General features: G+C 58.4%; 26 protein-coding genes. 6 read left to right on the plus strand and 20 right to left on the minus strand.

Annotated elements, in window-relative coordinates; all coding sequences use genetic code 11:
* The first annotated feature begins 143 nt into the window (after positions 1 to 143).
* The 6 genes from rhaS to PQR63_RS18940 all read left to right on the plus strand — a co-directional run bounded on the left by rhaS (position 144) and on the right by PQR63_RS18940 (position 6,919).
* Positions 144 to 1,181, plus strand: a complete 1,038-nt coding sequence (rhaS, locus tag PQR63_RS18915) for a rhamnose ABC transporter substrate-binding protein (protein WP_408169508.1) — start codon at positions 144 to 146, stop codon at positions 1,179 to 1,181.
* Positions 1,182 to 1,291: 110 nt separating this feature from the next.
* Complete coding sequence (locus PQR63_RS18920) at positions 1,292 to 3,040, plus strand: sugar ABC transporter ATP-binding protein (RefSeq protein WP_408169509.1); 1,749 nt, start codon at positions 1,292 to 1,294, stop codon at positions 3,038 to 3,040.
* Positions 3,031 to 4,122 carry an ABC transporter permease gene (locus tag PQR63_RS18925; RefSeq protein ID WP_408169510.1) on the plus strand — a complete coding sequence of 364 codons (1,092 nt, stop codon included), beginning with the start codon at positions 3,031 to 3,033 and terminating at the stop codon, positions 4,120 to 4,122. The genes PQR63_RS18920 and PQR63_RS18925 overlap by 10 nt, the downstream gene beginning before the upstream one ends.
* Entirely contained in the window at positions 4,119 to 5,132 is a 1,014-nt protein-coding gene (locus PQR63_RS18930) for an ABC transporter permease (RefSeq protein ID WP_408169511.1), read from the plus strand. The genes PQR63_RS18925 and PQR63_RS18930 overlap by 4 nt, the downstream gene beginning before the upstream one ends.
* Positions 5,133 to 5,134: 2 nt before the next feature.
* Positions 5,135 to 5,449 carry an L-rhamnose mutarotase gene (locus PQR63_RS18935; RefSeq protein ID WP_408169512.1) on the plus strand — a complete coding sequence of 105 codons (315 nt, stop codon included), beginning with the start codon at positions 5,135 to 5,137 and terminating at the stop codon, positions 5,447 to 5,449.
* Positions 5,450 to 5,494: 45 nt separating this feature from the next.
* A complete protein-coding gene (locus PQR63_RS18940) occupies positions 5,495 to 6,919 on the plus strand; it encodes an FGGY-family carbohydrate kinase (RefSeq protein WP_408169513.1) in 1,425 nt (474 codons plus the stop codon).
* Between the two features lie 93 nt (positions 6,920 to 7,012).
* On the opposite strand, the gene PQR63_RS18945 is transcribed toward PQR63_RS18940, so the two are convergent.
* The 20 genes from PQR63_RS18945 to PQR63_RS19040 all read right to left on the minus strand — a co-directional run bounded on the left by PQR63_RS18945 (position 7,013) and on the right by PQR63_RS19040 (position 25,198).
* Complete coding sequence (locus tag PQR63_RS18945; RefSeq protein ID WP_408169514.1) at positions 7,013 to 7,675, minus strand: DUF799 domain-containing protein; 663 nt, start codon at positions 7,673 to 7,675, stop codon at positions 7,013 to 7,015.
* Between the two features lie 11 nt (positions 7,676 to 7,686).
* Positions 7,687 to 8,046: a DUF4810 domain-containing protein gene (locus PQR63_RS18950; RefSeq protein ID WP_408169515.1), complete on the minus strand. Its 360-nt coding sequence runs from the start codon at positions 8,044 to 8,046 to the stop codon at positions 7,687 to 7,689.
* Between the two features lie 14 nt (positions 8,047 to 8,060).
* Positions 8,061 to 8,756 (minus strand): CsgG/HfaB family protein, encoded by a 696-nt coding sequence (locus PQR63_RS18955; protein WP_408169516.1) that lies wholly within the window; start codon positions 8,754 to 8,756, stop codon positions 8,061 to 8,063.
* Between the two features lie 352 nt (positions 8,757 to 9,108).
* Positions 9,109 to 9,783 carry a 4'-phosphopantetheinyl transferase family protein gene (locus PQR63_RS18960; protein WP_408169517.1) on the minus strand — a complete coding sequence of 225 codons (675 nt, stop codon included), beginning with the start codon at positions 9,781 to 9,783 and terminating at the stop codon, positions 9,109 to 9,111.
* Positions 9,784 to 9,796: 13 nt separating this feature from the next.
* A complete protein-coding gene (locus tag PQR63_RS18965; protein ID WP_408169518.1) occupies positions 9,797 to 10,243 on the minus strand; it encodes an excinuclease ATPase subunit in 447 nt (148 codons plus the stop codon).
* Between the two features lie 51 nt (positions 10,244 to 10,294).
* On the minus strand, positions 10,295 to 11,557 hold the full coding sequence (locus tag PQR63_RS18970; protein WP_408169519.1) for a beta-ketoacyl-ACP synthase: 1,263 nt from the start codon (positions 11,555 to 11,557) through the stop codon (positions 10,295 to 10,297).
* Entirely contained in the window at positions 11,554 to 12,309 is a 756-nt protein-coding gene (gene fabG / locus PQR63_RS18975; protein ID WP_408169520.1) for a 3-oxoacyl-ACP reductase FabG, read from the minus strand. The genes PQR63_RS18970 and fabG overlap by 4 nt, the downstream gene beginning before the upstream one ends.
* A complete protein-coding gene (locus PQR63_RS18980; protein WP_408169521.1) occupies positions 12,306 to 12,785 on the minus strand; it encodes a hotdog family protein in 480 nt (159 codons plus the stop codon). Before PQR63_RS18980 ends, fabG begins: the two co-directional genes overlap by 4 nt.
* A 1-nt stretch (position 12,786) precedes the next feature.
* A complete protein-coding gene (locus PQR63_RS18985) occupies positions 12,787 to 13,977 on the minus strand; it encodes a beta-ketoacyl-ACP synthase (RefSeq protein ID WP_408169522.1) in 1,191 nt (396 codons plus the stop codon).
* A complete protein-coding gene (locus PQR63_RS18990; protein ID WP_408169523.1) occupies positions 13,974 to 14,543 on the minus strand; it encodes a DUF3261 domain-containing protein in 570 nt (189 codons plus the stop codon). The genes PQR63_RS18985 and PQR63_RS18990 overlap by 4 nt, the downstream gene beginning before the upstream one ends.
* Positions 14,534 to 15,772 (minus strand): NAD(P)/FAD-dependent oxidoreductase, encoded by a 1,239-nt coding sequence (locus PQR63_RS18995; RefSeq protein WP_408169524.1) that lies wholly within the window; start codon positions 15,770 to 15,772, stop codon positions 14,534 to 14,536. Before PQR63_RS18995 ends, PQR63_RS18990 begins: the two co-directional genes overlap by 10 nt.
* The gene (locus PQR63_RS19000; protein ID WP_408169525.1) at positions 15,759 to 18,191 is read right to left on the minus strand and encodes an MMPL family transporter; all 2,433 of its coding nucleotides are present in this window, start codon (positions 18,189 to 18,191) and stop codon (positions 15,759 to 15,761) included. The genes PQR63_RS18995 and PQR63_RS19000 overlap by 14 nt, the downstream gene beginning before the upstream one ends.
* Positions 18,184 to 18,813, minus strand: a complete 630-nt coding sequence (locus PQR63_RS19005) for an outer membrane lipoprotein carrier protein LolA (protein ID WP_408169526.1) — start codon at positions 18,811 to 18,813, stop codon at positions 18,184 to 18,186. Before PQR63_RS19005 ends, PQR63_RS19000 begins: the two co-directional genes overlap by 8 nt.
* Positions 18,810 to 19,274, minus strand: a complete 465-nt coding sequence (locus tag PQR63_RS19010) for an acyl-CoA thioesterase (RefSeq protein ID WP_408169527.1) — start codon at positions 19,272 to 19,274, stop codon at positions 18,810 to 18,812. Before PQR63_RS19010 ends, PQR63_RS19005 begins: the two co-directional genes overlap by 4 nt.
* Positions 19,267 to 20,838, minus strand: coding sequence for an HAL/PAL/TAL family ammonia-lyase (locus PQR63_RS19015; protein WP_408169528.1), 1,572 nt, complete (start codon positions 20,836 to 20,838; stop codon positions 19,267 to 19,269). The genes PQR63_RS19010 and PQR63_RS19015 overlap by 8 nt, the downstream gene beginning before the upstream one ends.
* Entirely contained in the window at positions 20,825 to 21,832 is a 1,008-nt protein-coding gene (locus PQR63_RS19020; protein ID WP_408169529.1) for a lysophospholipid acyltransferase family protein, read from the minus strand. The genes PQR63_RS19015 and PQR63_RS19020 overlap by 14 nt, the downstream gene beginning before the upstream one ends.
* Positions 21,829 to 22,626 carry a glycosyltransferase family 2 protein gene (locus tag PQR63_RS19025; RefSeq protein ID WP_408169530.1) on the minus strand — a complete coding sequence of 266 codons (798 nt, stop codon included), beginning with the start codon at positions 22,624 to 22,626 and terminating at the stop codon, positions 21,829 to 21,831. The genes PQR63_RS19020 and PQR63_RS19025 overlap by 4 nt, the downstream gene beginning before the upstream one ends.
* Entirely contained in the window at positions 22,623 to 24,383 is a 1,761-nt protein-coding gene (locus PQR63_RS19030) for an ApeI family dehydratase (protein WP_408169531.1), read from the minus strand. Before PQR63_RS19030 ends, PQR63_RS19025 begins: the two co-directional genes overlap by 4 nt.
* Complete coding sequence (locus tag PQR63_RS19035) at positions 24,376 to 24,933, minus strand: COG4648 family protein (protein ID WP_408169532.1); 558 nt, start codon at positions 24,931 to 24,933, stop codon at positions 24,376 to 24,378. Before PQR63_RS19035 ends, PQR63_RS19030 begins: the two co-directional genes overlap by 8 nt.
* A complete protein-coding gene (locus tag PQR63_RS19040; protein ID WP_408169533.1) occupies positions 24,920 to 25,198 on the minus strand; it encodes an acyl carrier protein in 279 nt (92 codons plus the stop codon). The genes PQR63_RS19035 and PQR63_RS19040 overlap by 14 nt, the downstream gene beginning before the upstream one ends.
* Positions 25,199 to 25,211: the final 13 nt, after the last annotated feature.

Genomic DNA, 25,211 nt, shown 5'->3' on the forward strand with positions numbered 1-25,211 from the left:
GTCCGATGAAGTCTGCCGGGAAGCTTGGCTGCAAAAAAACGCAGCACAGCCCGGTATCGCAACAGCAGCAAAGGCCGATCGCGCATCCCGCACGCAGGCCCAACAACAACAGCTATAAAGCTACAACAACAAGGAGACACCGCATGATCAAGCAGAAAACAGGCGCAGCCGCTTCGCGCACACGCTCGGCGGCATTGGCGCTGACGCTGGTATTGAGTGCCACGATCGGTTTCGCGCTGCCGGCCGCGGCGGCCGACAAGGTACGCATCGCCATGGTCGTCAAGAGTCTGGGCAATGGCTTTTTCGACGCCGCACACGAAGGTGCGAAGGAAGCCGCCAAGCAGTTGGGCGATGTCGACATCATTTACACCGGGCCGACTACCCCCACTGCTGAAGGCCAGATCGAGATCGTCAATTCCCTGATCAGCCAGAAGGTTGACGCTATCGTGATTTCCGCCAACGACGCCAACGCCCTGGTGCCGATCACCAAGAAGGCCATGCAACGCGGCATCAAGGTCTTGTCTTTCGACAGCGGCATTGCGAAGGGCGGTCGCCTGATGCAACTTAACCCCTCCAATGCAGAGCTGATCGGCGTCAAACAGATTCAAATGGCTTCGGATGCCATCGGTGGGGCAGGCGAAGTCGCAATCTTGTCGGCTACGGCGCAGGCCACCAATCAAAATATCTGGATCGGCGAAATGAAGAAAGCGCTCGCAAAGCCTGAGTTCGCCAAGATCAAACTGATTGCGACTGTGTACGGCGACGATCAGTCCGACAAGAGCTATCGGGAAGCCATCGGGCTGTTGCGCAGCAATCCTAATCTGAAGGCGATCATCGCGCCCACCACAGTAGGCATTAATGCCGCCGGCAAGGCAGTCGTCGATGAAAAACTGGTCGGCAAGGTCTATGTCACCGGACTCGGCTTGCCATCCGAAATGGCTGGTCACGTCAAGAGCGGCGCAGTGAAGAGCTTCGCCATCTGGAATCCGATTGATCTTGGCTATGCTGCTACCTATGCCGCGTACCAGTTCGTCAAGGGTAAGGCGCAAGGCAAGGATGGCGAAAGCATCAGCGTTGGTCGCATGGGTTCGATCAAGCTCGATGCCGCAGGTGAAGCGGCGTTGGCACCACCTTTCACCTACGACGCCAGTAACGTCGACAAATTTGCAAAAATTTTCTGATTTCTCTGAGGTGAGGCGATGCTGCAGTGAGCCCGGTTCTCTGTCGGCATCGTTTCTTTTCTGCAGATATTGACGGTTTTATTTTTCAAATTTTTTACGACTGAGTCGCCATGTCTTCTTCTGTTTTGCCTGCGCAAGGCACTATGTTTCACTCGTCGCCGATCCCGGCAGACTCGGCGCTGCGTCCTGTCGCCGCACAAGCGGGGGCGCCAGTGCTTGAGTTGTCCGGTGTCGGTAAGCGCTTTCAAGGAATCGTGGCGCTCAAGGATGTCGGGTTTTCCGTACGTCCGGGCGAGGTGATGGCCTTGCTCGGCGAGAACGGTGCAGGCAAATCCACGTTGGTCAAGATACTTACCGGGATTCATCAACCCGACGAAGGCACGATTACGCTCGACGGCAAACCGGTATCGTTCGCTACTGCCCAGGCAGCGATGCAGGCCGGCATCACTGCCGTGCATCAGGAAACCGTCATGTTCGAAGAACTGACCGTGGCGGAGAATATCTGTATCGGACGGCAACCGTTGTGCGGTGTGCCGCCGCGCATCGATTGGCGCCGTATCGATGCCGAGGCTGAGCAACTGTTTGCGCGGCTGGAAGTCGATCTGCCGGTACGTGCACGCGTCAAGGATCTGAGCGTCGCTCAGCGCCATTTCGTGGAAATCGCCCGTGCCTTGTCGCAGCGCGCGCAAGTCGTGATCATGGATGAACCGACCGCGGCCTTGTCGCAGCGAGAGATACGCGAGCTGTATCGCATCATCGGTCAGCTGCGGGCGGCGGGCACAGCGGTGATCTTTATCTCGCACAAGTTCGACGAGATATTCGCCGTCGCCGATCGTTATACGGTCCTGCGCGACGGCCGCTTCATCGCAGCGGGTGCGCTGGCTGACATCACTGAGCCGCAGCTGGTGGCGCTGATGGTCGGACGCGAAGTCGGACAGGTTTTTCCACGGCATCAGGCACAAGCGGAGAGTGTGAGCACTTCCACGGTAGCACCGGCGGATACCGTCCTTCAAGTGGAAAAATTCTGTCATCCGACGGAATTTCACGATGTCAGTTTTTCTCTGCGGCGCGGTGAGATCATCGGGTTCTATGGACTGGTTGGCGCAGGTCGTTCCGAGCTCATGCAGGCGCTGTTCGGTTTGTCGCCGGGGGCACGCGGTGTGGTACGCATAGACGGGCGCGCAGTCGATATCCAGTCACCGGCACAGGCCATTGCGCAAGGAATTGCCTACGTACCGGAAGATCGGCAGCATCAGGGTGTGTTGTTGTCGTTGCCCATTTTTCAAAACATCACGCTGCCAATTCTTTCTGGAATCGGTTTTTTTCTGCGTCGCCATCGCCGGCGCGAGATTGCCATTGCACGCCGTCTGAGTGAGCTGCTCGAACTCAAGGCATCCCATTTTCATCAGCATGTCGCGCAACTGTCTGGTGGCAACCAGCAAAAGGTCGTGCTGGCAAAATGGCTGGCCACGGATCCGCGCGTGATTATTCTGGACGAGCCGACCAAGGGCATTGATATCGGCTCCAAGGCCGCGGTGCATCGTTTCATCAGCGAATTGGTAGGGCAGGGCCTGTCGGTGATCCTGGTGTCTTCCGAATTACCCGAAGTCATGGGCATGTCGGACCGCATCGTCGTCATGCATCAGGGAACCGTGCAGAAAATCTTTGACCGGGAAGAGGCCACGCCGGAATTGCTGGTCGCGGCAGCATCGGGCAGCGCACATCAAACAGTTCAAGCAGGTCAAACAGGACAGGCAGAACAAGCAGAACAAGCAGAACAAGCAGAACAAGCAGAACAAGCAGAACAAGCAGAACAAGCAGAAAAAGTAGCGCAAAAAGGAGTAGCGGCATGTCATTAAACCAAGGCCCTGGACATGGATCGGGTTCTTTCTTTCGTCTGTCCCGTCTGGCGGGTTTGGCCTCCGGCCCTCGCGAGCCGTTACTGGGGGCATTGATCGTATTGCTGATTCTGCTGGTCGGTTTGCGCGCGCCTGCCTTTCTCACACTACGCAGCATGGACAATCTGCTGACCGATAGCGCACTGCCGATCATGCTGGCGTTGACGCAAATGCTGGTGATCGTTACGCGCGGCATCGATCTGTCGGTGGCCTCCAATCTGGCGCTGTCGGGGATGATGTCGGCGCTGCTGGCGATGCATTTCCCCGAACTGCCGATCGGCGTTGTGATTGCGGCCGCCTTATGCATCGGACTGGTGCTGGGTCTGATCAACGGCTGGTTGATCGGCTATCTGTCTTTGCCTCCCATCGTCGTCACTCTCGGCAGCATGAGCGTATATCGCGGGCTGGTATTCGTGCTATCGGGCGGTGCCTGGGTATCGTCGCGCAACATGCCGGCTGATTTCGTCGCGTTTCCGCTGGAACGGCTGATGGGGTTGACGCATCTGGTATGGCTGGCGGCGGGTGCTGTTCTGGCACTGTGGTACGTGGCGCGCTATACGCGCTTTGGCCGCGATCTGTACGCTATCGGCAATGACCCGGTTGCGGCTGGTTATGTGGGGATTGCCACACCGAAGCGTCTGTTCTGGACATACGGCCTGTCTGGCGCGATGGCGGGGTTGTGCGGCTATTTATGGGTTGCACGCTATGCCGTGGCCTATACGGAAATCGCCTATGGCTTTGAACTGACCGTCATCGCCGCTTGCGTCATCGGTGGAATCAGCATCGCCGGAGGCGTTGGCAACATCAGCGGTGCTGTGCTCGGCGCCTTATTCCTGGCGGTCATCAACAATGCATTGCCGATGGTGCAGATATCACCGTTCTGGCAAAGCGCGCTGACCGGACTGGTCATTCTCTCCGCGGTGATCATCAATGCGCGCGGTGAAAAAAAGCGCAATAAACAAATCCTGCCACTGCATTTTCACACTGAGCCTTCCGTTGAATTGAAGGCCAATACCGCGCATGTCGCGAGGACGTCATCATGAACACTGTTGTCGATACCGTGCCGGTTAAAACTTCACGTTACGAAATCAGCGAGCGTGGCAGTTTTCGTGCCGCCGACCTGTTGCGACACTGGGAGTTTTTGCTAGCCCTGCTGTTGATCGCCGTCTTTTGCATCAATTGCCTGCTGCTTCCGCATTTCTTCGATTTTTATAACCTGGCGGACAGTACATTCAATTTCAGCGAAAAGGCATTGATCGCTTTACCGATGGCTTTGCTCATCATCTGCCGGGAAATCGACATTTCCGTGTCGGCGGTGATTGCTTTGTCATCGGTCATGATGGGGATCGCCAATCACTACGGCGTGCCGGCAGCCGGCTTGTTCGTTATCGGTATCGGCACGGGCACGCTGTGCGGACTGCTGAACGGCTTTCTGGTCACGCGCTTTGCGTTGCCTTCGATTGTCGTGACGATTGGATCGATGTCCTTGTTTCGAGGACTAGCCAGTGTCGTGCTCGGCGATCAGGCTTTTACCAATTATCCCGAGCTGCTCAGCGACTGGGGGCAGGGCTATTTCTTCGACATCCTGCCACGGCCTTTTGCGGTGCTGATTGTGGCAGCCGCGTTGTTCGCGCTGCTTTTACATTGCACCACATGCGGACGGCGTATCTACGCGATCGGCAATAACCCGGTGACGGCGCGTTTTTCCGGTATCGCAGTGGATCGTTACCGTTTGATGCTGTTCGTACTCACGGGAGCGATGGCAGGTCTGGCGGCATGCTTGTTGACAGGCCGCATCGGTAGCACACGTCCCAATATCGCATTAGGCTGGGAGCTGGAAATCATTACGGTGGTTATTCTCGGCGGGGTCAGTATTGCAGGTGGCGCGGGAACCATCGGCGGCGTCTTGCTGGCAATACTGACGCTCGGTATGGTGACGTACGGTCTGGCCTTGGCAAATGTCCCCGGCATCATCATGACGATCGTGGTTGGTGCATTGCTGCTGACGACGATTGCGGTGCCGCGTCTGCTGCGTGGAAAGACCACCCGATAGCCATGGAACAGATCGCTTTCACCATGCAATTGCGCGCGGGTTGCGCCGCTGAATACCAGCGCCGCCATGACGCCTTGTGGCCGGAACTTGCCGGGTTGTTGCACGATGCGGGCATCCGCGACTACAGCATTTTTCTCGATCCCGGCAGCGGAAAACTGTTTGCGGTTTTGCGCCGCTTGCCGACGCACGGCATGGATGCCTTGCCTGATCATCCGGTGATGCAGCGCTGGTGGGAGTATATGTCCGATCTGATGGATACCGATGCGGACCACCGGCCGCAGTCGCAAGCGCTGTTGCCGATGTTTCATCTGTCTTGAAGTCTTTGATTTTTACCTGACCGTTCCTTTTCCGGATATTGCCTCATGATCGACGCGCTCGCAGTTTTCGATATCGGTAAAACCAATATCAAACTTAGCCTGGTGGATGCCCGGGGCCATGAACTTGCCGTGCACCGACGTGCCAATGAGGTTGTGCAGGTCGGACTTTATCCTCATCACGACGTCGACGCGATCGAATCCTGGCTGTTGGAAAAGCTTGGCGAACTGGCGCGTCAGGCGCACATCAGCGCCATCGTTCCCATCACGCATGGCGCTACAGCGGCACTTGTGGATGACGATGGCCTGGTCTTGCCAATTGCGGACTATGAGCAGGATTTCTCGGTTGTTCAGTCGGACTATTCTACCTGTCGGCAATATGACGAGCTGCGCCCACCCTTTGCACAAACGTTCTCTCCCGCATTGGGGCTGGGGCTCAATCTTGGACGGCAACTTTACTGGCAACAACAGCGTTATCCCGAGGCTTTCGGACGCGCACGCAAGCTGTTGATGTATCCGCAATACTGGGCCTGGCGTCTGTGCGGCGTGGCGGCAGGGGAAGTCACTTCGTTGGGCTGCCATACGGATCTGTGGCGACCGGCGAGCGGGACGTACTCTTCGCTTGTCACCAATGCCGACTGGCTGCACCTGATGCCGCCGTTGCGCCCGGCTTGGGCCGAACTAGGCCGTGTGCGTTCGCATCTGGCGCAGCAGACGGGGCTTCCCTCGGAGTGCCGCGTGCTGTGCGGTGTTCACGATAGCAATGCGTCTTTGCTACGTTATCTGCAGCGCAACGGCAATGGTCCCCGGGTGGTCTTGTCTACCGGCACCTGGTTGATTGCCGCTGCACTGGATGCAGGTCTGGACGGCTTGCAGGAGCAACGCGACATGCTCGCCAACGTCAACGTGTTGGGCGAGCCCGTTGCTTGCATGCGTTTCATGGGTGGGCGCGAATTCTCTGAGCTGGCAGGAAGTACACCAAAGGTTTGCCGCGAGGCCGATTTGCAAGCGTTGATCGATGGTCACAGCATGGCATTGCCTTGTTTTTCCGGCTGCGGTGGACCGTTCGCCGGGCAGCAAGGACGTCTGACGGGGGCACCGCCGGATACGTCGGAAGAGCGCTATGCGCTGGCGACCTTGTACTGCGTTCTGATGACGGAATATTGCCTGGAGCAATTGCAAGCACCAGGTGCGATAGTTGTAGAGGGGAGTTTCATCTCGAATCCCTATTTCGCTGCACTGCTGGCAGGAGGTTTCGATGGAAGAGACGTATTCTGTTCGGAAGACGGCAGCGGCACTACTGCCGGCGGCTGGATGTTACAGCATTGGCAGGACGGTCAGCGTGGCGGCGCATTGACAGCACCGAGACAGGTCAAGCCGCTACGGTTGCGCGGATGGGATGCATATCGGCAGGCATGGCGGGCAGCTGTGTCTGAACTGTGCGCACCCGAGATTTCATTTTCAGAGGAATAGAAACCGCTGGATCAGTATGATAATCAGCGCCAGTTTAAGTCGGACATTCTCGACCTAAACTGGGCTGAAGCTGATAGCGGTCAGACGCTATGCTCAGTCGCTTTGATACTTCGGCGAACGCGGTCCGTACAACATGCCGTTTTTGCGGCCCGCCATTAACAGCCGCGAGCTTGTAATGCCTGCGATGTTGTAGCTGGCATCGGTAGTGGTTGCTATGATCTGGTTTACAAGAGCGGAAACCAGCATGCCGAGTACGTTATTGTTATTGCTCTGGTTTTCATTGCTGGACGCTGAGGCCTCTCCGTTCCAGATGACTTTTCCGCTTCTCAGATCGATCAGCTTGGCTTCTGCCGTCACTACGGTCACGCTGTTGACGACGACATAACTGGTGCCGTAGTTCTTGACGGTGACATACAAACCGGCGTCGGCTCCAAAAATCTCGCGAAGCTTTGCCGGTGCGACTTCGTGGATATCGGCAGCTGTCGTCAGGCCGTTTTGCTTGAACGTCTCATCAACCAGGGTCACCGGCAAGACATAGTAGCCAGACTCCGCCAGCGGATACGTCACTTGCGACATCATGCCGTAGGTCGCTGCCACTTCTGGTGAATTGTTCAATGGCGGCAATACCAGAATAGTGCGTGGACGGCTTTCCTTGAACGCTGCGTAATCATACGGTTTTTGCTGCGTCGCGCAGCCGGTTGCCAGCACCGCGAGCAGCAGGGCTGCAGCGATTCCTTTGAATGTAGAGAATTGCATGTGAGGGCCTTTTATTTTTTGAATTTATTGAGCAGGAAGTCCATGTAAGGAGCCGATTCAGGGAAGAGTGTCTTCTCTGTCTGGAATTCCTGAACTACCATGTCATCCTTGCCTGCATTCGCATACAGCAAGCCCAGATGCGCGTGATAGCCGGGAGGCAGCGGCGTGCCCTTGGAACGATTTTTTTGCATGCTTTCTTCCAGCGCTGCAATCTGCTCTTCATTGCTCTTGGTATCGGCCTTGAAATATTGATACACCTGTTGCTGGTAATTACCCCAGCCGTAAATAGGCTGTTGTCTGGTGGCGCATCCCGTCAAGGCCAGCACGGACAGCGGCAGAAGCAAGGCGAACCGATGGATTGTTTTTGTCATGATGATCTCCTCGCTTATTTGACCGGATTGGCCGGGCTGACCGGGCGCCATGCGCCGGAATCAATACCTGCGACGAGATTGTTGATGGCTTCACGAATTGCCAGGTCCAGCACTTTGCCGTTCAGCGTCGAGTCATAGCTGGCAGTGCTGCCGAAGCCGATGATTTCGCGATTCGACAAGCTGTATTCACCAGCGCCTTGCGACGAGTAAACCACCTGTGAAGTCGACACATTGACGATATTCAGATTGACCTTGGCATAGGCGACCTGCGACTTGCCGCGACCGAGAATGCCGAACAACTGACGATCGCCGACTTCCTTGCGGCCGAATTCTGTGACGTCGCCGGTAACGATAAAGTTCGCGCCCTTCAGTGTCTGGGCCTGGTTGTTGATTTTGGCTTCCTGACCAATTTCCGCCATGTTGTCGCGATCGAGGACATCGAAGCGGCCGGTCTGTTGCAGATGGGTGATCAGGATCGTTTTTGCCTGTCCGCCGAGACGGTCGACGCCATCGCTGAACAGGCCGCGCATGAAGCTGGAGCGATTGTCGAATTTGCCGACGGCGATTGCGCTGCGCGGGCCTTGATAGGCTGTCGTTGCTGCGACCGTCTGAGTAACCGGCACCACGCGAGATTGTTCTTCGGTGACGCAGCCGGCAAGCGCGGCCACGGCAAGCATGGTCGCGAGGACGGATGTTGTCTTTCTGGACATGTTGTAAAACCCCAAATTGTTATTGTTGATAAAACATGATTTAGCAATGCGCAGCGTGTGACGCTTTGCTCCCAGCCTGATGATGGCCGGAGCATTATCAATAGCTTGTCTGCTTGCCAATCTTCTAGCGATGGTTTGGGAAATCGATGTTCCCTGCTGATTCACCGGATCAAAATGTCACCAAAGGCGGTGATATTTTTATGGAAAATCTTTGCATATATTTTCATGCGGAAAGAATTGTAGCCGAGTTCTATCGTCCTGAAACACTGGCGTGTAAAGGTTTTTCACATACTTCTGAGTAGCTGGAGTTTGTTGATAATCTCGAATCGACGCGGATGCGGTGAGAGATTTTTCAGCGGCTTGGCAGATCGTGGGTAGCATCGAGTTCGACGATATTGATTGCATCAAGAGGTGATGCAAAGCAGAGACAAATCGACAGATGCGGGTGGTCAACAACACGGCAATTCCAACCGTGCCCGGAACTTGTGTCTTTGGAATTATCGCTGCTGTTGCAGCGTAATTTGTAGAGGGCCTCTTTGCAATTCCACAAACGGTAAAACGCTTTTTTACGACGGGCATCAGGCAGCTGAGCCAGCCAGCGTTGTTCTGCCTCATCGAAGACTGCGGCACTCGAGGCAGCAACGTCGCGCGGACGTGAGTTGTCTTCAATATCCAATCCTACAGGGCAGACAATGCTGCTGACGCAGCCGATCCAGCCATGGCTGTGCGACAGGCTGAAGTAGAAGGCGGAGGAGGCGTGTGGTGGGGGAAGCACCAGCAATGGCGCATTACCTTCGCGCTCAGTGATGATGATGTCGGAGGTCGCTATGCCAAGCGTCTTTTGCACGGCATGTCGCAACAGCATGCGCCCCAGCAAAAACTCGCGCGCTCGTTGCGGGCGGAGGAAGCGGCCATAACGTTCACATTCGCTCTGGCCCAGAGAAGCAGCTAGCGAAGTCAGTCTGGCTTCGCTCACCACATCGCCGCGCAGCAGCCACAGCGTGGCAGCCGATGTCGATGTTGGCAAAATAGGAGTTATTTTATTTGTCGGCAATTTTGACGATGTCGCCTTTGAGCGCTACGCCTGCAACGATAGCACCGGCATGGCATTCGAATTGCGTGGCGCTCGCCATTTCATTTTTCTTGTAGTAGCTGACGAGATTCACCACTGCATTGGCACCAAGCTGTTTGGCCCGATTCTGGAACGACAATAGTGTAGACAGGAAGGCCCAGTTACAGGCAACTTCATCACCTTTGCCGAACGAATTGGTTTTAAGATTTGAAATGTCTGTTTTGAATTTTTGCAAAACAATCGGATGCTTTTGTCCGGCGAAATAGAACTTTACGGAACCATCAAGCTTGGCGTCCGATTCGGTCTTCATTCCATCTTCAATCGACAGCATGTATTGCGTGTCGCGTGCGTGAACTGGAGCCGACAAAACTACAAAAGTACTGAGAGCCAACAAGAATGAAATACTTTTTTTCATTGTGCTTATTCCATGACGTTGATGAAGTGAATTCGATGCAGTGCTGCGTGTTCAGTTCCAGCGCTTGAAAATCAGCGACGTATTGATGCCGCCGAACGCAAAGTTGTTTGACATGACATATTCGCAGTCAATCTTTCGCCCTTCGTCGGTCAGGTAGTCGAGATCGCCGCATTCGGCGTCGACTTTGCTCAGATTGATGGTCGGGGCAAACCAGCCGTTACGCATCATCTCGATGCTCATCCAAGCCTCCAGTGCACCGCAGGCGCCCAGTGTGTGACCCATGTAGCTCTTGAGCGAGCTGATTGGTGTCTTGTTGCCGAACACGCGGGCGGTGGCGTTGGACTCTGCAACATCGCCCTGACGAGTGCCGGTGCCGTGGGCATTGATGTAGCCGATGGCGGCAGGATCAAGAGCGGCGTCGGCCAATGCCATGTCGATGGCGATCTTCATGGTGTCGGCATTGGGGTTGGTGACGTGGCTGCCGTCGCTGTTGGTGCCGAAGCCGACGATCTCGGCGTAGATGCGGGCACCACGCGCGAGGGCGTGTTCCAGGTCTTCCAGGATCAATGTGCCGGCGCCTTCGCCCAGCACCAGGCCGTCGCGTTGCTCGTCGAAGGGACTGGGCGTGATGGCGGGTGTGTCATTGCGCACGCTGGTGGCGTAGAGCGTATCGAATACGGCTGCTTCGGTCGCGCACAGTTCTTCCGAGCCGCCGGCGATCATGGCGATCTGGCGGCCGCTGCGGATTGCTTCGTAGGCGTAGCCGATGCCCTGGCTGCCGGAGGTGCAGGCGCTGGAAGTGGTGACGATGCGGCCGGTGACGCCGAAGAACACGCCCATGTTGACCGGCGCGGTGTGCGCCATCATTTTCAGGTAGGTGTTGGCGTTGATGTTGCGGGTGCTTTTTTCTGCAAACATCATGCTGAAATCGGCAATGGCGCTGGGTGTGCCAGCAGATGAGCCGTAAGCGATGCCGACTGCGCCGCTTTTGAGCAGAGGATCGTCGAGCAGACCGGCGTCGGCCAGCGCCCATTCGCTGGCGCGTGTTGCCATCAGGGCGACACGGCCCATGCTGCGGGTGGTTTTGCGGTTGTAGCGATCGGATAAGTCGAACTCTGCCGCCGGTGCACCGAGGCGGGTATGCAGGCCGCTGTATTCGTCCCAATCAGGCATGCGTACGACGGCATTGCGATAGCTGCGCAGGCTTTCCAGTGCGTGTTGCCAGTCGTTGCCGATGGGGCTGATGCCGGCCATGCCGGTGACGACGACGCGGCGCTCGGTCATTGTGCGTGTGGTGTGGGCGGTTGTGCTCATGCCAGGCCTCCATTAACCGAGATCACCTGGCGCGTAATGTAGGCGGCGTCTTCGTGCATCAGGAAGCTGACGGCGGCGGCGACTTCTTCCGGCTTACCGGCACGGCGTGCAGGGATCAGCTTGAGCACTTCTTCCATCGGCAAGTCTTGCGTCATGTCGGTGTCGATCAGACCTGGGGCGACGCAGTTGACCGTGATGTTGCGTTTGGCCAGTTCCAGCGCCAGCGCCTTGGTGGCCCCGATGATGCCTGCTTTGGCGGCACTGTAGTTGACCTGGCCACGGTTGCCGACCATGCCCGATACCGACGCCAATGTGACAATGCGGCCCGGTTTGCGGCGCTGAACCATGGGCATGGTCAGCGGGTGCAGAACGTTGTAAAAGCCGTCCAGATTGGTCTTGAGGACACTGTCCCAATCCTCGCCTGAGATGGAAGGGAAGGCGTTGTCGCGTGCGATGCCTGCATTGCAGACCACGCCGTAATAGGCGCCGTATTGTTCGACGTCGCGCAGCAGGATTTCTGCTGTCTGCACGCGTTCCGCAATGTCGAATTGCAGGACGCGTGCAGCGCGGCCCAGCGCTTCGATGTCCTTGGCCACTGCCTCGGCGGCATCGCGCCGGCTGTGGCAGTGCAGGACGATGTCATAGCCGTCGCGCGCCAGGCGCAGTGCGATGGCTTTGCCGATGCCCCGGCTGGAGCCGGTGACCAGGATGGTTTTCCCCGTTGTGCCTGTGTTGCCAGTGTTGCTAATCATGCTTCGCTTTCCAGAAACGCTTTGGCGTCATGCGGCTGAAAGACCGATACCGTCGCCTGCGCCAGTTGTTGTTGTGTACTGCTTTCCCTGATGATGCAGGAGAACGATCCCAGGCCGTTTTCCGCTTGTAATACTTGTTGCGCTTCCACTTGCAGGCGATCACCGGCGACAAACCAGGAACGACTGCATTCGTACCGGCGCGCTCCCAGCAGGAAACCGATCTTGACCGGTTCACCGCGCTGTTGCGCATGATAACCGGCATAGGCGGCGATTGTTTGCGCCATGTATTCGATGCCGACCCAGGCACCGACGCCGCGTTCGCCGTAGAACATGCTGTCGCTGCGGATGACGACTTCTGCGCACAGCTTGTCGGCATCGACGCTGATCACGCGACCCAGTAGCAGCATCGGCGCTGCGTGCGGCACGAGCGTGGCGACGGCGGGCAAATTCATGTCGGCGGTCATATCAGCGTTCATGTCAGCCTCTCCCGAAGATCAATGCGGCGTTACTGCCGCCGAAGGCGAATGAATTGCTCAGTACATAGCGCGGCGGCCGGCCGAGCGCTTTGCCGACAGCAACCACGTTCAGCGACGGCAGGGCGGGGTCCGCCTGACCGTCCCACAGATGCGGGGGCAACATGCCGGTCGGATTGTCGTCTTGCATGGTCAGCCAGCACAGCCCGGCTTCGATGGCGCTGGCGGCGCCCAAGGTATGTCCGGTAAAGGATTTGGTCGAACTGACCGGCGTCGCTGCGCCAAATAACTGATGAATCGCCTTCGATTCCATGGCGTCGTTTTGCAGGGTCGCTGTGCCGTGCAGGTTGACGTAGTCGATTTGCTCAGGCGTGATTGCAGCGCGCTGCAAGGCTTGCCGGATTGCCAGTATGGCGCCGGCACCTTCCGGATCGGGCGCCGAAATATGATGCGCATCGGATGATTCGCCCCAGCCGCAAAGTGCAACTGTCGCCGGTTCCGACGTCATGAGGAAGAGCGCTGCGCCTTCACCGATGTTGATGCCGTGACGATTGGCACTGAGCGGGTTGCAGCGTTCGGCGCTGACCGAATCCAGCGCGGCAAAACCGGCGATGGTGAAATCGCACAGCGTATCCACGCCACCGCTGATGACCGCGTCGCACAAGCCCATGTTGATCAGGCGCGCGGCACTGGCCATGGCTTTGGCGCTCGACGAGCAGGCGCTGGAGTGGACATAGGCCGGGCCGCTCACACCGAGTGTCGCTGCCAATGCAGCCGCCGGTGAGCCGAGCTCTTGCTGGCCATAATGGAAATGAGAGGGGAATGCGCCATGCTCGACGTAATGTTTGAAGGCAACTTCGCCTTCAGCGATACCGGAGGTGCTGGTGCCCAATACGATGCCGATGCGATCCGGGCCGAAGCGCGCAATCAGTGCGTCCACTTCGCTGCGTATCTGCGCCAATGCGGCGAGCGCGACACGATTATTGCGGCTGTGTTCGCGCAGCGGCAGATGGTCAAGGCTCGGTAATTCTGCATCGGTGAGGGCGATGCTGCCGACGTGGCGGGCAACATCATTGGACATATGGCGTTCGCTCGCATGTAAGCCGCTGTCGCCGGCGAACAGGCGTTGCCTGATCCCGGCGTGCGTATCGCCGAGCGAACAAATCATTCCCAGTGCGTTAAGGTAAATCGTCATGGTGCAGTAACGACCGATTGTATGGTCAGCTTGTAGTGATAGCGCAAATTGGTCAGGATCACCTTGCCGCCCCACGCTTTGCGGTCAGGATAATCGATTTGCGTGACGACTTCGTGATTCAACAGCAATGTCCGCTGCAAGTCCTTCTCTTCCAGCTCCCATTCGGCGGGCAATGCCGCACGGATGGCGGCAACGGGCCACAGCGTCAGTTGCACATCTTGCAACACGTCTTCGCCCTGGACTTCCTTTGGCAGCATGAAATGGCGCCAGGTTTTCAGTTCCTTGCCATCGTAAGCCAGCGTCATGACGCGTTGGCCGAATGCCAGACCAACCAGATTAAGGTGATCCGGTTCGATTTCCAGAACGGTGTCGATTTCATCGGTGCGGCCGGCGCGTTCCACGGTCAGGTGTTGCTGCAGACTGAGGGAGGTGCCCAGCGACGCCGGCGCAAGCTGCAGATGCAGGCGTGCCGATGCCGCCGGAGGTTCTGGCAGTGTCGGTGCAGTAGAGCATGCCGACAGCAGCGATGCTGCCATGATGGAAGCAATGACCAGGCTTAGGCGCATATGCTTTCCAATGCGGTCAGACGGCGCTTGCTTTCGGTGACGAAGGGGTTGCTCTGATCCCACGCGTAGCCCGCCAGGATGGACGAAATCATGCGACGGATCGACGGTTCCTGATTCTCGTGGAAGATCACTTTCTGGAAACCGCCTGCATACCAGGATTCAACAAAGGTGCGGAAGGTGTCGACGCCGCGTTTCAACGGCTTTGCATAGTCGGCTTCCCAATCCACGGTTTCGCCGGCGAGCATGCGTGCCAGGGCATCCGTTGCCAGGCTGGCGGATTTCAGCGCAATCGTTACGCCTGACGAGAAAATCGGATCAAGGAATTCGCCGGCATTGCCGAGCAGCGCGTAGTTCTTGCCCCACAGCGACGTCACGTTGGCTGCGTAGCCGGAGATGTTGCGTGCCGGGGTATCCCACTCGGCGTGTTGCAGCAAGGCGCGCAGGGCCGGGTCTTGCATGACCAGCGTACGCAGCTTTGTCGTCTCGTCACCGGGGACGTCATTGAGGAAAGAGGATTCCGCCACGACGCCAATGGAGCAGCGACCGTGCGCAAACGGGATCAGCCAGTACCAGACGTCGTGGTGCTCGGGATGCACGGTGATGCGAATCTTGTTGCGGTCAAATTGCGGATCGCGGATACCGTCGGCGATATGCGTGAAATAAGCGCTGCGCAGCGGAAAACCGGACGGACGCTCGAGATCGAGCAGGCGGGGGAGCACGCGGCCGAAACCGCTGGCGTCGAGGATGAAGCGGGATTCGATCGTGTATTCGCGACCATCGGCATCGCACACCTGCGTGCGCGGACGTTCACCTTCCAGATCAACTGCGGTCACGGTTTGGCGGTAGCGTATCTCGGCGCCCTGCAGTTCAGCCTGTTGCGCCAGCAAATGATCGAAGTCGGCGCGCTGCACCTGATAGGTTGTGCCCCAGCCGGAGGAATGCTTGTCGCGGAAATCGAAAGCAGTCTGACGTTCGCCGCAGACGAAGGACGCGCCATTCTTGAACTGGAATCCGTGTTCCACGACGGCTTGCAGCATGCCGGCCTGTTCCAGATAGGCCATGCTTTGCGGCAGCAGACTTTCACCAATGGAGAAGCGCGGAAACTGCTCGCGCTCGATGACCAGCACCTGATGGCCGTGGCGACGCAGCAGCGCTGCCGCAACGGCACCGGCAGGGCCTGCGCCGATGATCAGGATATCGTGTTGCTCGGTATTGCTATTTGGTGTCATAAGTTGGCGGTAATGAGCCGGCAAAACAAGGTGAAGTAAGCCAGACCAGGGCCATGCCGATCAGCATGGTCAATCCGAATGCGTGCAAAGGAGGGCTACCGCTGAGAGCGAGCAATCCGAAGGAGAGCAGGGCGCTGATTGCCGACAAGCCAACCGTCAGCCAGGCGAAGCGCCGATGGCGCTCCGTGGGCTCCTGCAGGAAGATGCCGTAATCGACGCCCAGCCCCAGCAACAACAGACACGCCAATACATGGAATAGTTGCAGGGGCTGGCCGATCACACCGAACAACGCGAGCGTTGCCAAGGTTGCCAGCAACGGTGGTGCAATCGCGCGCCATGCAGCGCGGCGATACCGCAGCGAGAGCAATATGAAAATGGTGGCATACGCTGCCAGCAAGGCCCATGTCATGTATTGCCGGTAATAGCTCAGCACGGAAGAAATGTCGGCGACCTTGTCGACCCACTGCACGCCGGCTATCTTGGGTGCGACGTCGGCCAGCACCTGGAGCTGACGATAGTCGCTCAGGCCGCGCACGGCGACGATGCTGGCATATTGAGTTACAGCTTGCCCTCCGGTTTTACCGAGCCACAGATGACGCCAAGGCTGGCCTGCAGGCGACGCGATGAACGCATCCGGCAACAAGGGTTTGCTCTGCGCGAGCAAACGCTGGCGCAGGTCTTGTTGCCATTGCGCGTTTTCGTCGATGGCTGTCGCGATGGCGGCAAGCGCCCCTTGCGGCGCCAGCAATTTGTCGGCAACCAGATCATGATCGGCTTGCTGCTGATGTTGTGATGGCACCCAGTTGGAAATCGCTTGCACGCCGCTGATCAGTTTTTTGTCGATCACGGTTTGCAGTTGCCGTTTCAGTTGTTCTTCGCGTTGCAGGACGACTTCGGCAGAGCCGCCGCGCACCAGATAGAACTGCGCAGGCGTCGGCGTATCGAGCAGCTTGCCGAGTTTGATCTGGTCGTCGATCAGATGTTGCGGTGTCTTTTGCAAGGCGCGGATATCGTCGCTGACTTTCAGGCGCATCAGTCCGGCAATAACAAAGACGGCGAAGACCGCCAGCAAGACGAAACCAATGCGGTTGAAGCGGAACTGGGGCCATTTTCTGATGCCATGGCTATAACGATCCGCCAACCCGGTGCTGCGCAAGCTGTCGGCATGGATCAACGTTGGAAACCACAGGATCACGGTCAGCCACGCAAACAGCAATCCCAGTACCGAGAACACCGCCATCTGGCGCAGTCCGGGGAAGGGCGTCAGCGCCATGCCGAGATAGCCGATCACTGCGGCAAGCAGCATCAGGCCGAGGCCGGGCAGCAAGCGGCGCAGCAGTTGGCGCGAATCCATGTGCCGGTCGGTGCCGAGCCGCGCGCACAGGAAATAAATTGCATAGTCCTGTGCAATACCGACCAGGCTGGCGCCGAACACCAGCGTCAACAGATGCAGGCGGCCAAACAGCAACCAGCTGACCGACAAGGCGCCGAGGCAGCCGATGGCAATCGACAGGGCAATCAGCGCAATCGGCTTGAGCGAGCGGAACGTCAGCCACATCAGCAACACGATACCGATCAGCGAACCGGCACCGATGGTGGTCATTTCACTGCTGGCTTGTTGACTGCCTGCTGCGGCATGGAGTATGACGCCGGCGGTGACGACTTCCGCATCCGGTGCGGATTGCTTCGCCGCCCGGGTCGCCTGGTCGAGCAGGGGGATGACTTGTTCCTGAGCGGAAATCGAGAAGGCAGATTGTTGCAGGTTCATCAGCAGCAGGACATAAGAGCGCCCGCCGCTTTCCACAAACAGACGGCCATCGCGCGGACGCACCGGCGTTTCTTGCGCGCGTGCCTGCACCCAGCCGCTGAACAGACCGAAGGGATCGTCCTGCCATGCGCCCAGTTTGGGGCCGCCGAAGGCACCATACATTGCGCTCAGCGCCAACTGGCTCCATTGCTGCGGCGAGTCTTTGTTCAGCTTGTCGCGTTGCTCCTGTGTGAGCAGCATCAGGCGACTCTGGTCGAAGGTCGACAGCCACGCGCCTTGCAATTGCGCAGCGTCGCCCGCCATCGGTTGCAGCAGCGAGGGCTGCTTGCCGATGACCGCTTCATACGCCGATGCAGCTTGCACGGCTTTATCCCAGTCACGTTCGCCGACGAGGACGACAACTTTTTGCTGGGCGCTGTCGACCATGTGCGCAAAGGCTTGCTGCATCACGTCGTCATGACGCGAGGATGGCAGCAGAGCCAGGATGTCGGTGTCGGGACTGACGCGCTGAACCAGCCACAGATAAGCGTTGTGACCGAGCAGCAAGGCGACGATCAGCAGCCATGCCAGTGCAAGGCCGCGTAGCGCCTTGCGCTTGACAGGGGCGGGCGCAATCGGCGAGCTTGCGTCGCTGTCGGCGCGTTCAGTCAAACATGGCTCCTTCTTCCGGCGTCATCGCTTTGTCGCCGGTCTGGATGCTGGAGAACACGATGTCGGTATGGTCGCCCGAGGCTTCCTGCATGGTGACCTTGTTGACGTAAGCACCGCCGTCCAGTTGAATGTCGCCGATGGCTTTGGCCAGACCTGGCTCGCGCGCCTTGAGGGCGACATGCCAGTTGCCGTTCTTGATCGTGCCGTCCAGTTCAAACAGTTTGTCGAGCTGGCTGAGGTCGCCGGCCAGCAGCGAGAACAGTACGTTGTTGATCATCTTGACGACGGGTTCCTGCTGCGCATCGAGACGCATGGCGACACGGCCGTTTTGCATCTGCACGATGGCGTTGCGGGTGATGCGCAAGGTGCTCGGGAAAGGCTGCAAGGTTTGCCACAGGATGCCCTTGCCGGAGGCGACGCAGAAACGTCCGTTCGACAGCAGTGGTTTCTTGATGCCGGTCAGTTGCTTGGTCTGGTCGAAGCGACCGCACATGATGGCGGGTTTGGTCAGCGCGGCTTGAATCTGTGCGACGGGAGCGGTAGCGTTTGCGGTAGCAGAGAATGCTGCTGCCGCTGCGAGCGCTCCCAACATCTTATTGAAAGTGCGAAGAGAAAAAATCATGTCGGTTCCGGATAAGGTAAGTCCAGCTTTTGCCACAGCACGCGCGGGCTGACGAAGCACATTTCGCGCTTGTCCATCTGCACCGCGACCTGTGTGCTGACGCCGCGCGTCAGGCGCTGACCGCTGGCGGCGTCGGTCACCAGATATTCCATTTTCAGGCGGTTTTCCCACTCGGTGATGGCGGCGCGCACCTTGATGCGCTGGCGGAACGTGGCCGGGTTGGAGTAACGCACCTGCAGGTCGATGATGGGCCACATAAAACCTGACTCTTTCATCGCTGCGTAGTTGTAATCGATCTGGTCGAGCAGCGCGCAGCGGGCGGCCTCGAAGTATTCGATATAGCGGCCGTGCCAGACCACTTCCATCGGATCGAGATCGTAGAACTGAATTTGCAGCTCGACTTCGGCTTGCCACGGCGAATTGGCGAGCGTGATCTTGCTGTCGGCGGGCAGCTTAGTCATAGAGACTCCAGGCGCGCGTACGAATACGTTGCAGCAGCAGGCGCAGGTCGGGTTCCAGCATACGATCTTCTGCGACCGGTGCGATATCGGCGGCAAGCGCTTCCTGCATGGCGGCAAGACGGCCGCCGGGCAGTTCGGCCAGCGGTGTTTCCGGTTGCAACTCGCTGCGCAGCCAGACGCCTTGACGTACGGTGATCAGCAGCGCGGCGACGACTTGTTCGGTCAGTTCCAGCACGCGCAGGCAATCGCGCGCGGCGATGGTGCCCATGCTGACTTTGTCCTGGTTGTGGCATTCGGTCGAGCGCGAGAAGACCGAAGCCGGCATGGTCAGCTTCAGCGCTTCAGCGGTCCAGGCGGAAGAACTGATCTGCAACGCCTTGAGGCCATGGTTGATGGCGGCACGGGGCCCCTTGGCTCCCGACAGATTGGACGGCAGGCCGTTGTTGTAGCGGCTGTCGACCAGCAACGCCATCTGGCGGTCGAGCAGGTCGGCGATGTTGGCGACGGCGTTCTTCATGCTGTCCATGGCGAAGGCGATATGGCCGCCGTAGAAATGGCCGCCGTGCAGCACGCGCTCGTTGTCCGGATCGATGATGGGATTGTCGTTGGCGCTGTTGAGTTCGTTTTCGATATTGCTACGCAGCCATGGCAGCGCATCGGTCAGCACGCCGATGACGTGCGGTGCGCAGCGGATTGAGTAGCGGTCCTGCAGGCGCTTTTCATTGCGCAGCGGCTGGTCGCAGGCGAGGTCGGTCTGCAACCATCCGGCCACTTGCTGTTGACCGGGGTGTGGCTTGACCGAGAACAGCGTGGCATCGAAATGGTGGGCGTTGCCGTCCAGCGAGAAGCTGGCCATGGCGGTGATGCGCGTCGCCACTTTGCACAGATACTCGGCGCGTTGGTAGGCCAGGCAAGCCAAGGCTGTCATGACGGCGGTGCCGTTCATGATTGCCAGGCCTTCTTTCGGGCGCAGGCGCAGCGGTGTCATCCCGGCGGCTTGGAGGGCGGATGCCGCGTCGACCTGTTCGCCGTTCTTCGAGACCTGGCGTTCACCGCAGAGTACGGCGGCGAGATAGGACAGTGGCGTCAGGTCGCCGCTGGCGCCGACCGAGCCTTCGGATGGAATCAGCGGCAGCAGGTCGTTTTGCAGCAAGCCCTCGATCTGTTTGAGCAAGCCGACGCTGACACCGGAATAGCCCTTGCTGAGCGAAGTCAGACGGGTGGCCAGAATCGCGCGCGTCTGTTCTGGTGTGAACACACTGCCCAGGCCGCAGCCGTGGTACGTATAAAGATGATGCGGCAATTCTGCAATCAGTTCAGGCGGCACGGTCACCGTGCACGAGTCACCGTAACCGGTGGTGACGCCGTAGACGGTGCCATCCTCGCGCAGCAGGCGATCGAGGAAGTCTGCGCCGCGCTGGATACGCGTCAGGAAAGCGGGAGAGTCGGACAAGGCCGCGTGCGCCGAACCTTCGGCGATGGCGTTGACTTGCTCGATGGTCAGCGGTGTTTCGCCGAAAGTAACAAAGTCGGCTGGTGCAGCCGGAGATTTAGTGTTTGGCATCGTTGCTATCCAGTGTGGGCAAGGCCCAGAAATCGTAAAAATTGAACCATTGCAGCGGCGCTTGCAGGCAATGCTGTTCCAGGCGTGCGGCATAGTCAGCCGCCAGTTCCCCGAGCAATTGGTCGCGCTGCTTGCGCGGCAACTGGATCTGTTCACGAAAGCCTTCAAAACAAAGTTCTGCGCCGTCGCGCGTGCGACGCGAAAACATCAGAAAAACCGGGCAATTCAAAAGACTCGCCAATACATACGGGCCGATGGGGAAGGGTGCCGCCTCTCCCATGAAAGGCGCCAACGCCACGCGCGGATTGGGGGACACCGGAACCCGGTCGCCGGCGATGACGACGAATTCGCCTTGCGCGACCTTGTCGGCCAGGATCACGGCAGTGGCCGGTGTCATCTCGGTGACCTGCATCAGATTCATCTGGCTGGCAGGGTCTAGCTGGGCCAGCATATTGTTGAAGGCTTGTGCGTGCTTGGTGTGCACCAGCACTGTCAATCTGACGTTAGGATGCCGGCGGCCGAGCAGGCGGCATAGTTCCAGATTGCCCAGATGCGTACATATCATGAGTCCGCCACGGCCTTGTGCGGCGGCTTCGGTGATCAGGGTACCGTTTTGCACGGTTACCTTGTCCATCGGGAACAAGCCCCCCCACAACAGCATTTTGTCGAGCAGGCTTTCTCCAAATGCCGCGAAATGGAGGAAGGCGCCGCGCAGGCCGATCGGTGTTGCCAGCGTCGGATGCGATGCGCGTAGATGGGCAAGGTAATCAAGAGAGGCTTTGCGCGCGACTGGATTGCGCGCCATGTACCAGACCAGCACCGGATACAGCATCAACCGGAACGGCCATCGGCCAAACACGCGACAGACAAAAAACAGCAAGCGCATGCCGGCGACGAAACTGACTTCGTTGATTTGCGCCCAATGTCGTCCCGATCGCTGCTGCTGCAGAGGATGCGAGGGCTGCGCGGCTTGTGTTTCTTCATTCACCGTCATTGCGATGCCATGCGTCGGGTTGTAGCGAAAAGCTTGCGAGCCAGTAGCAATGGTGAGCGAAACAACATGCCGAAAAACAAGACGGTATGCATGCGCGAAATCAGGACATTGTCGAGCCAGACCTTGAAATGCGATACGCCGTCCGCCGGATACCGTACGCGGGTGGGAAAGTTAATGACTTGTACGCCGCGCCAATGCAGGCGTACCAGGATCTCGGTATCGAAATCCATGCGGCTGCCAATTTTTTGCTTCGCGATCAGCGTCATCACAGCTGCCAGCGGATAAATGCGAAAGCCGCACATCGAGTCGCGGATGTCGAACGACAGCGTATTGATCCAGACCCAGACATGCGTCAAGTAGCGCGCATACAGGCGTCCTTTGGGCACGCTGTCGTCATAGATCGGGCAACCGCTGATTACCGCAAGCGGGTGTGCTGCGCAGGTTGCGACGAAGCGCGGAATGTCGGCAGTATCGTGCTGGCCGTCGGAGTCGATCTGCAAGCCATGGCTAAAGCCCTGCTCCGCCAGATGGCGCAAGCCGGTCATCACCGCATCGCCCTTGCCGCGATTGACGCTGTGGCGCAGCAAGGTAACTTGTTGCGGTGTTTGCGCAGCGAGCTGATCGAGTACCGCAGCGCAGGTGCTGTTGCTGCCGTCGTCGACCAGCACGCAGTGCAGGCCATGTTGCAATACCGCTTCCAGTACGGTCGGAATAGCGCGCTCGTGGTTATAGACCGGTATGACGATACCGATCTTCGGCGGACTTGCACTTACTGCCGTCGTCATTGGACTCATGCGGCCCCTCCGAGCAGAATGCGTCCGCTGGCGTGCTGGCCGTCGGCGGAGTGCAGGCGGAATGCCAGTGCGTTTTTTTGCATGTCATGTTCAAGTTCAAGACTGACGGTTGCACCGGGAACAATTACGCGCTGAAATTTCAACCCCTGCATGCCGAGGCAATCGGGTGGCAGAGGCAGATACTGACGTCCCAGTTCCAGTGCCCAGTTCACTTGCGCGACACCGGGCAGGATAGGCGCTTCAGGAAAGTGGCCTTCGAAATAGAGCAGGTTTTCCGGGACATACAGTTGCAGCGTGACCTGCGTGTCGGTGCGCTGTATCAGCGTATGTTCGGGCAATAGCGGGCGCTCGGATGCTGATGGCGGCGTTTGCGAATCTTCCAGCAATGCGGTTAATGCCGCCAATGTGGTTTTGCCTTGCGTGTTGGCGGGCAGGGCGTCGAGGTAGCGCCACATGCGTGGCAGCGCAACGCTTTCGATCGCATCCGCCAGTACGGCGCGTAGCTGAGTGTTGAGCGCCAGCTTGCCTTGCCGCCCCAGCACGTCGCGACCTGCCGCGGTCAAGACGACGAAAGCAGCAATCCGATCACGTTGTCCTGGCGCCTGATGCAGCATGACGCGCGCTTCTGCTGACAGCGGTGACGTCAGCAACAGGCGTTCGATCTGGTCGAGCGAGATGCGTTTTTCTTCCAACTTGACGATGCGGTCAGCGCGGCCGCGCAGGGAGAATTTCTGCCCTTCGGAAAATTCCACCCGGTCGGCCATGCGCAGCCAATCGCTGTCGGGCAGGTGTGGCGAGCGTACTTCCAGGCAGTCGTGTTCGATGTTGAGCCGGACGTCGACATACGGCATCGCTTGCCAGCTATCGTCGCGCTCAATACCAGGCAAGGGCTGACGCCAGGCGATGCCGCCGGTTTCCGAGCTGCCATAGATTTCAATCGGGCTGTGTCCGAATTGCTGGTGTGTGGCTGCGGCTACATCGGGGAACAAGGGGCCGCCGGATGAAAAGATCGCTTGCAGATGCGTGATGTCAGGCTGTACGGGACTCTCCGGTAGGCGTTTCAGGTGCGCCGGACTGGACAGCAGCAGCCATGGACGTTGTGGCGCAATGGCGGCGAGATCTTCCGGGAAGAAAGCGCTGTGTGCATGGATCGCGCGGCCCGCGCAAATCGGCCACAGCACTTTGAACAGCAAGCCGTAGATGTGCTGATGCGAGACGGTCGAAACGATTTCAGCGTTGCCTACGCGCGCGCCGAATAGTGCGTCAAGCGTGGCGATCTCGTTCGACATCTGCGAGAGTTTTTTCGGGATGGCTTGTGCGGTGCCGGTGCTGCCGGAGGTGTAGACGACAAGACCGATGAAGTCAGCGTTCAGCGTGGTCACATCTGCAACGGTGGGCGCGGTGCTTTCGGCATTTACTGATGAAGCCTCCAGCGGCTTCCATTCCGGCGCGAAGTCGCCGATGAAACCGTCAACGTTCGCCGCCAACGCCTTGCAAGTATCCGGCAAGGTGTCGCTCGGCAGATAAACCGTTTTACCCGCTTGCCAGGCACCGAACAGCGCTGCGGAAAAAGCGATCGTGTCCTGCATGAACACCGCAAAATTGCGGCCACTGTGGTTTGCCAATAAGTGTCGCCATTGTGTTGCTTCAATGCGAAATTGCGCATTGCTCACGGCATCGCGATTGCGCCAGCCGATGAGATGGTCGTCAGCGCGTGCCAGGTAAGGCAGCGCCAGCATATCGATGAATTCAGGCATGGTGATGACGCCTGACATAGAGGCGTACGACATATTCGCCGACGAACAGCGCGCCCATCAGCACATAGGAGATCAAGCCGGTATACAGCGACCAGATTGCTTCTGACGCCCATACCGCAGTAGCAAAGGCGATGCCGCCATTGAGCGCAAAGAAGGCGCACCACACCTGAGTGACACGGCGGGTGTACGCGACGGCGAAGGCCGGCAGATTCGGATCTTGCAAACGCGCCAGTCGTTCAATGACGGAAGGCGGGCGCACGAGGCTGGCACCGAACAGGGCCAGCATGCCCAGACTGACAGCGACCGGATATAGCTTGAGCGGCAACATGGCATTCCAGAACAGCGCCGGTGCCGCAAGCGCAAGCGCGGCCAGGCTCATCCAGCGATAGCGCTGGCTCAGTTTGGAGGCCAACAGGCGCAACACCGCGACGGCAACCAGCGCCAGCGCCAGCAACCGAGGTTCTATCTTCCCGTGCGCATACCAGATCAGCAGTGGATATACCAGGATGATCAGGGTGGTCAGGACATGGGCGAAATCAGGCTTTTTCATCCGCCTGCAGCAGCGTCGCAATCACGTTGACCACATCTTGTACGGTGCGCACGGCCCGAAACACGTCAGGCTGGATGCGTTTGCCGGTCATCTGGTTCAGTTTGACGACGATGTCGACGGCGTCGATGCTGTCGATGTCGAGATCGGTGTAGAGATTCGATTGTGGCGAGATCTTGGCTTTGTCGAGTTCGAACATGTCATGCAGCATGTCGACGATCCAGATATAGATCTCGTCCTTGTTCATGGTTGGCGCTAAGGTTGTCATGGTGAGCCTGCTT

It is taken from the genome of Herbaspirillum rhizosphaerae, assembly GCF_046025915.1.
Classification (GTDB): Bacteria; Pseudomonadota; Gammaproteobacteria; order Burkholderiales; family Burkholderiaceae_D; genus Herbaspirillum; species Herbaspirillum rhizosphaerae_A.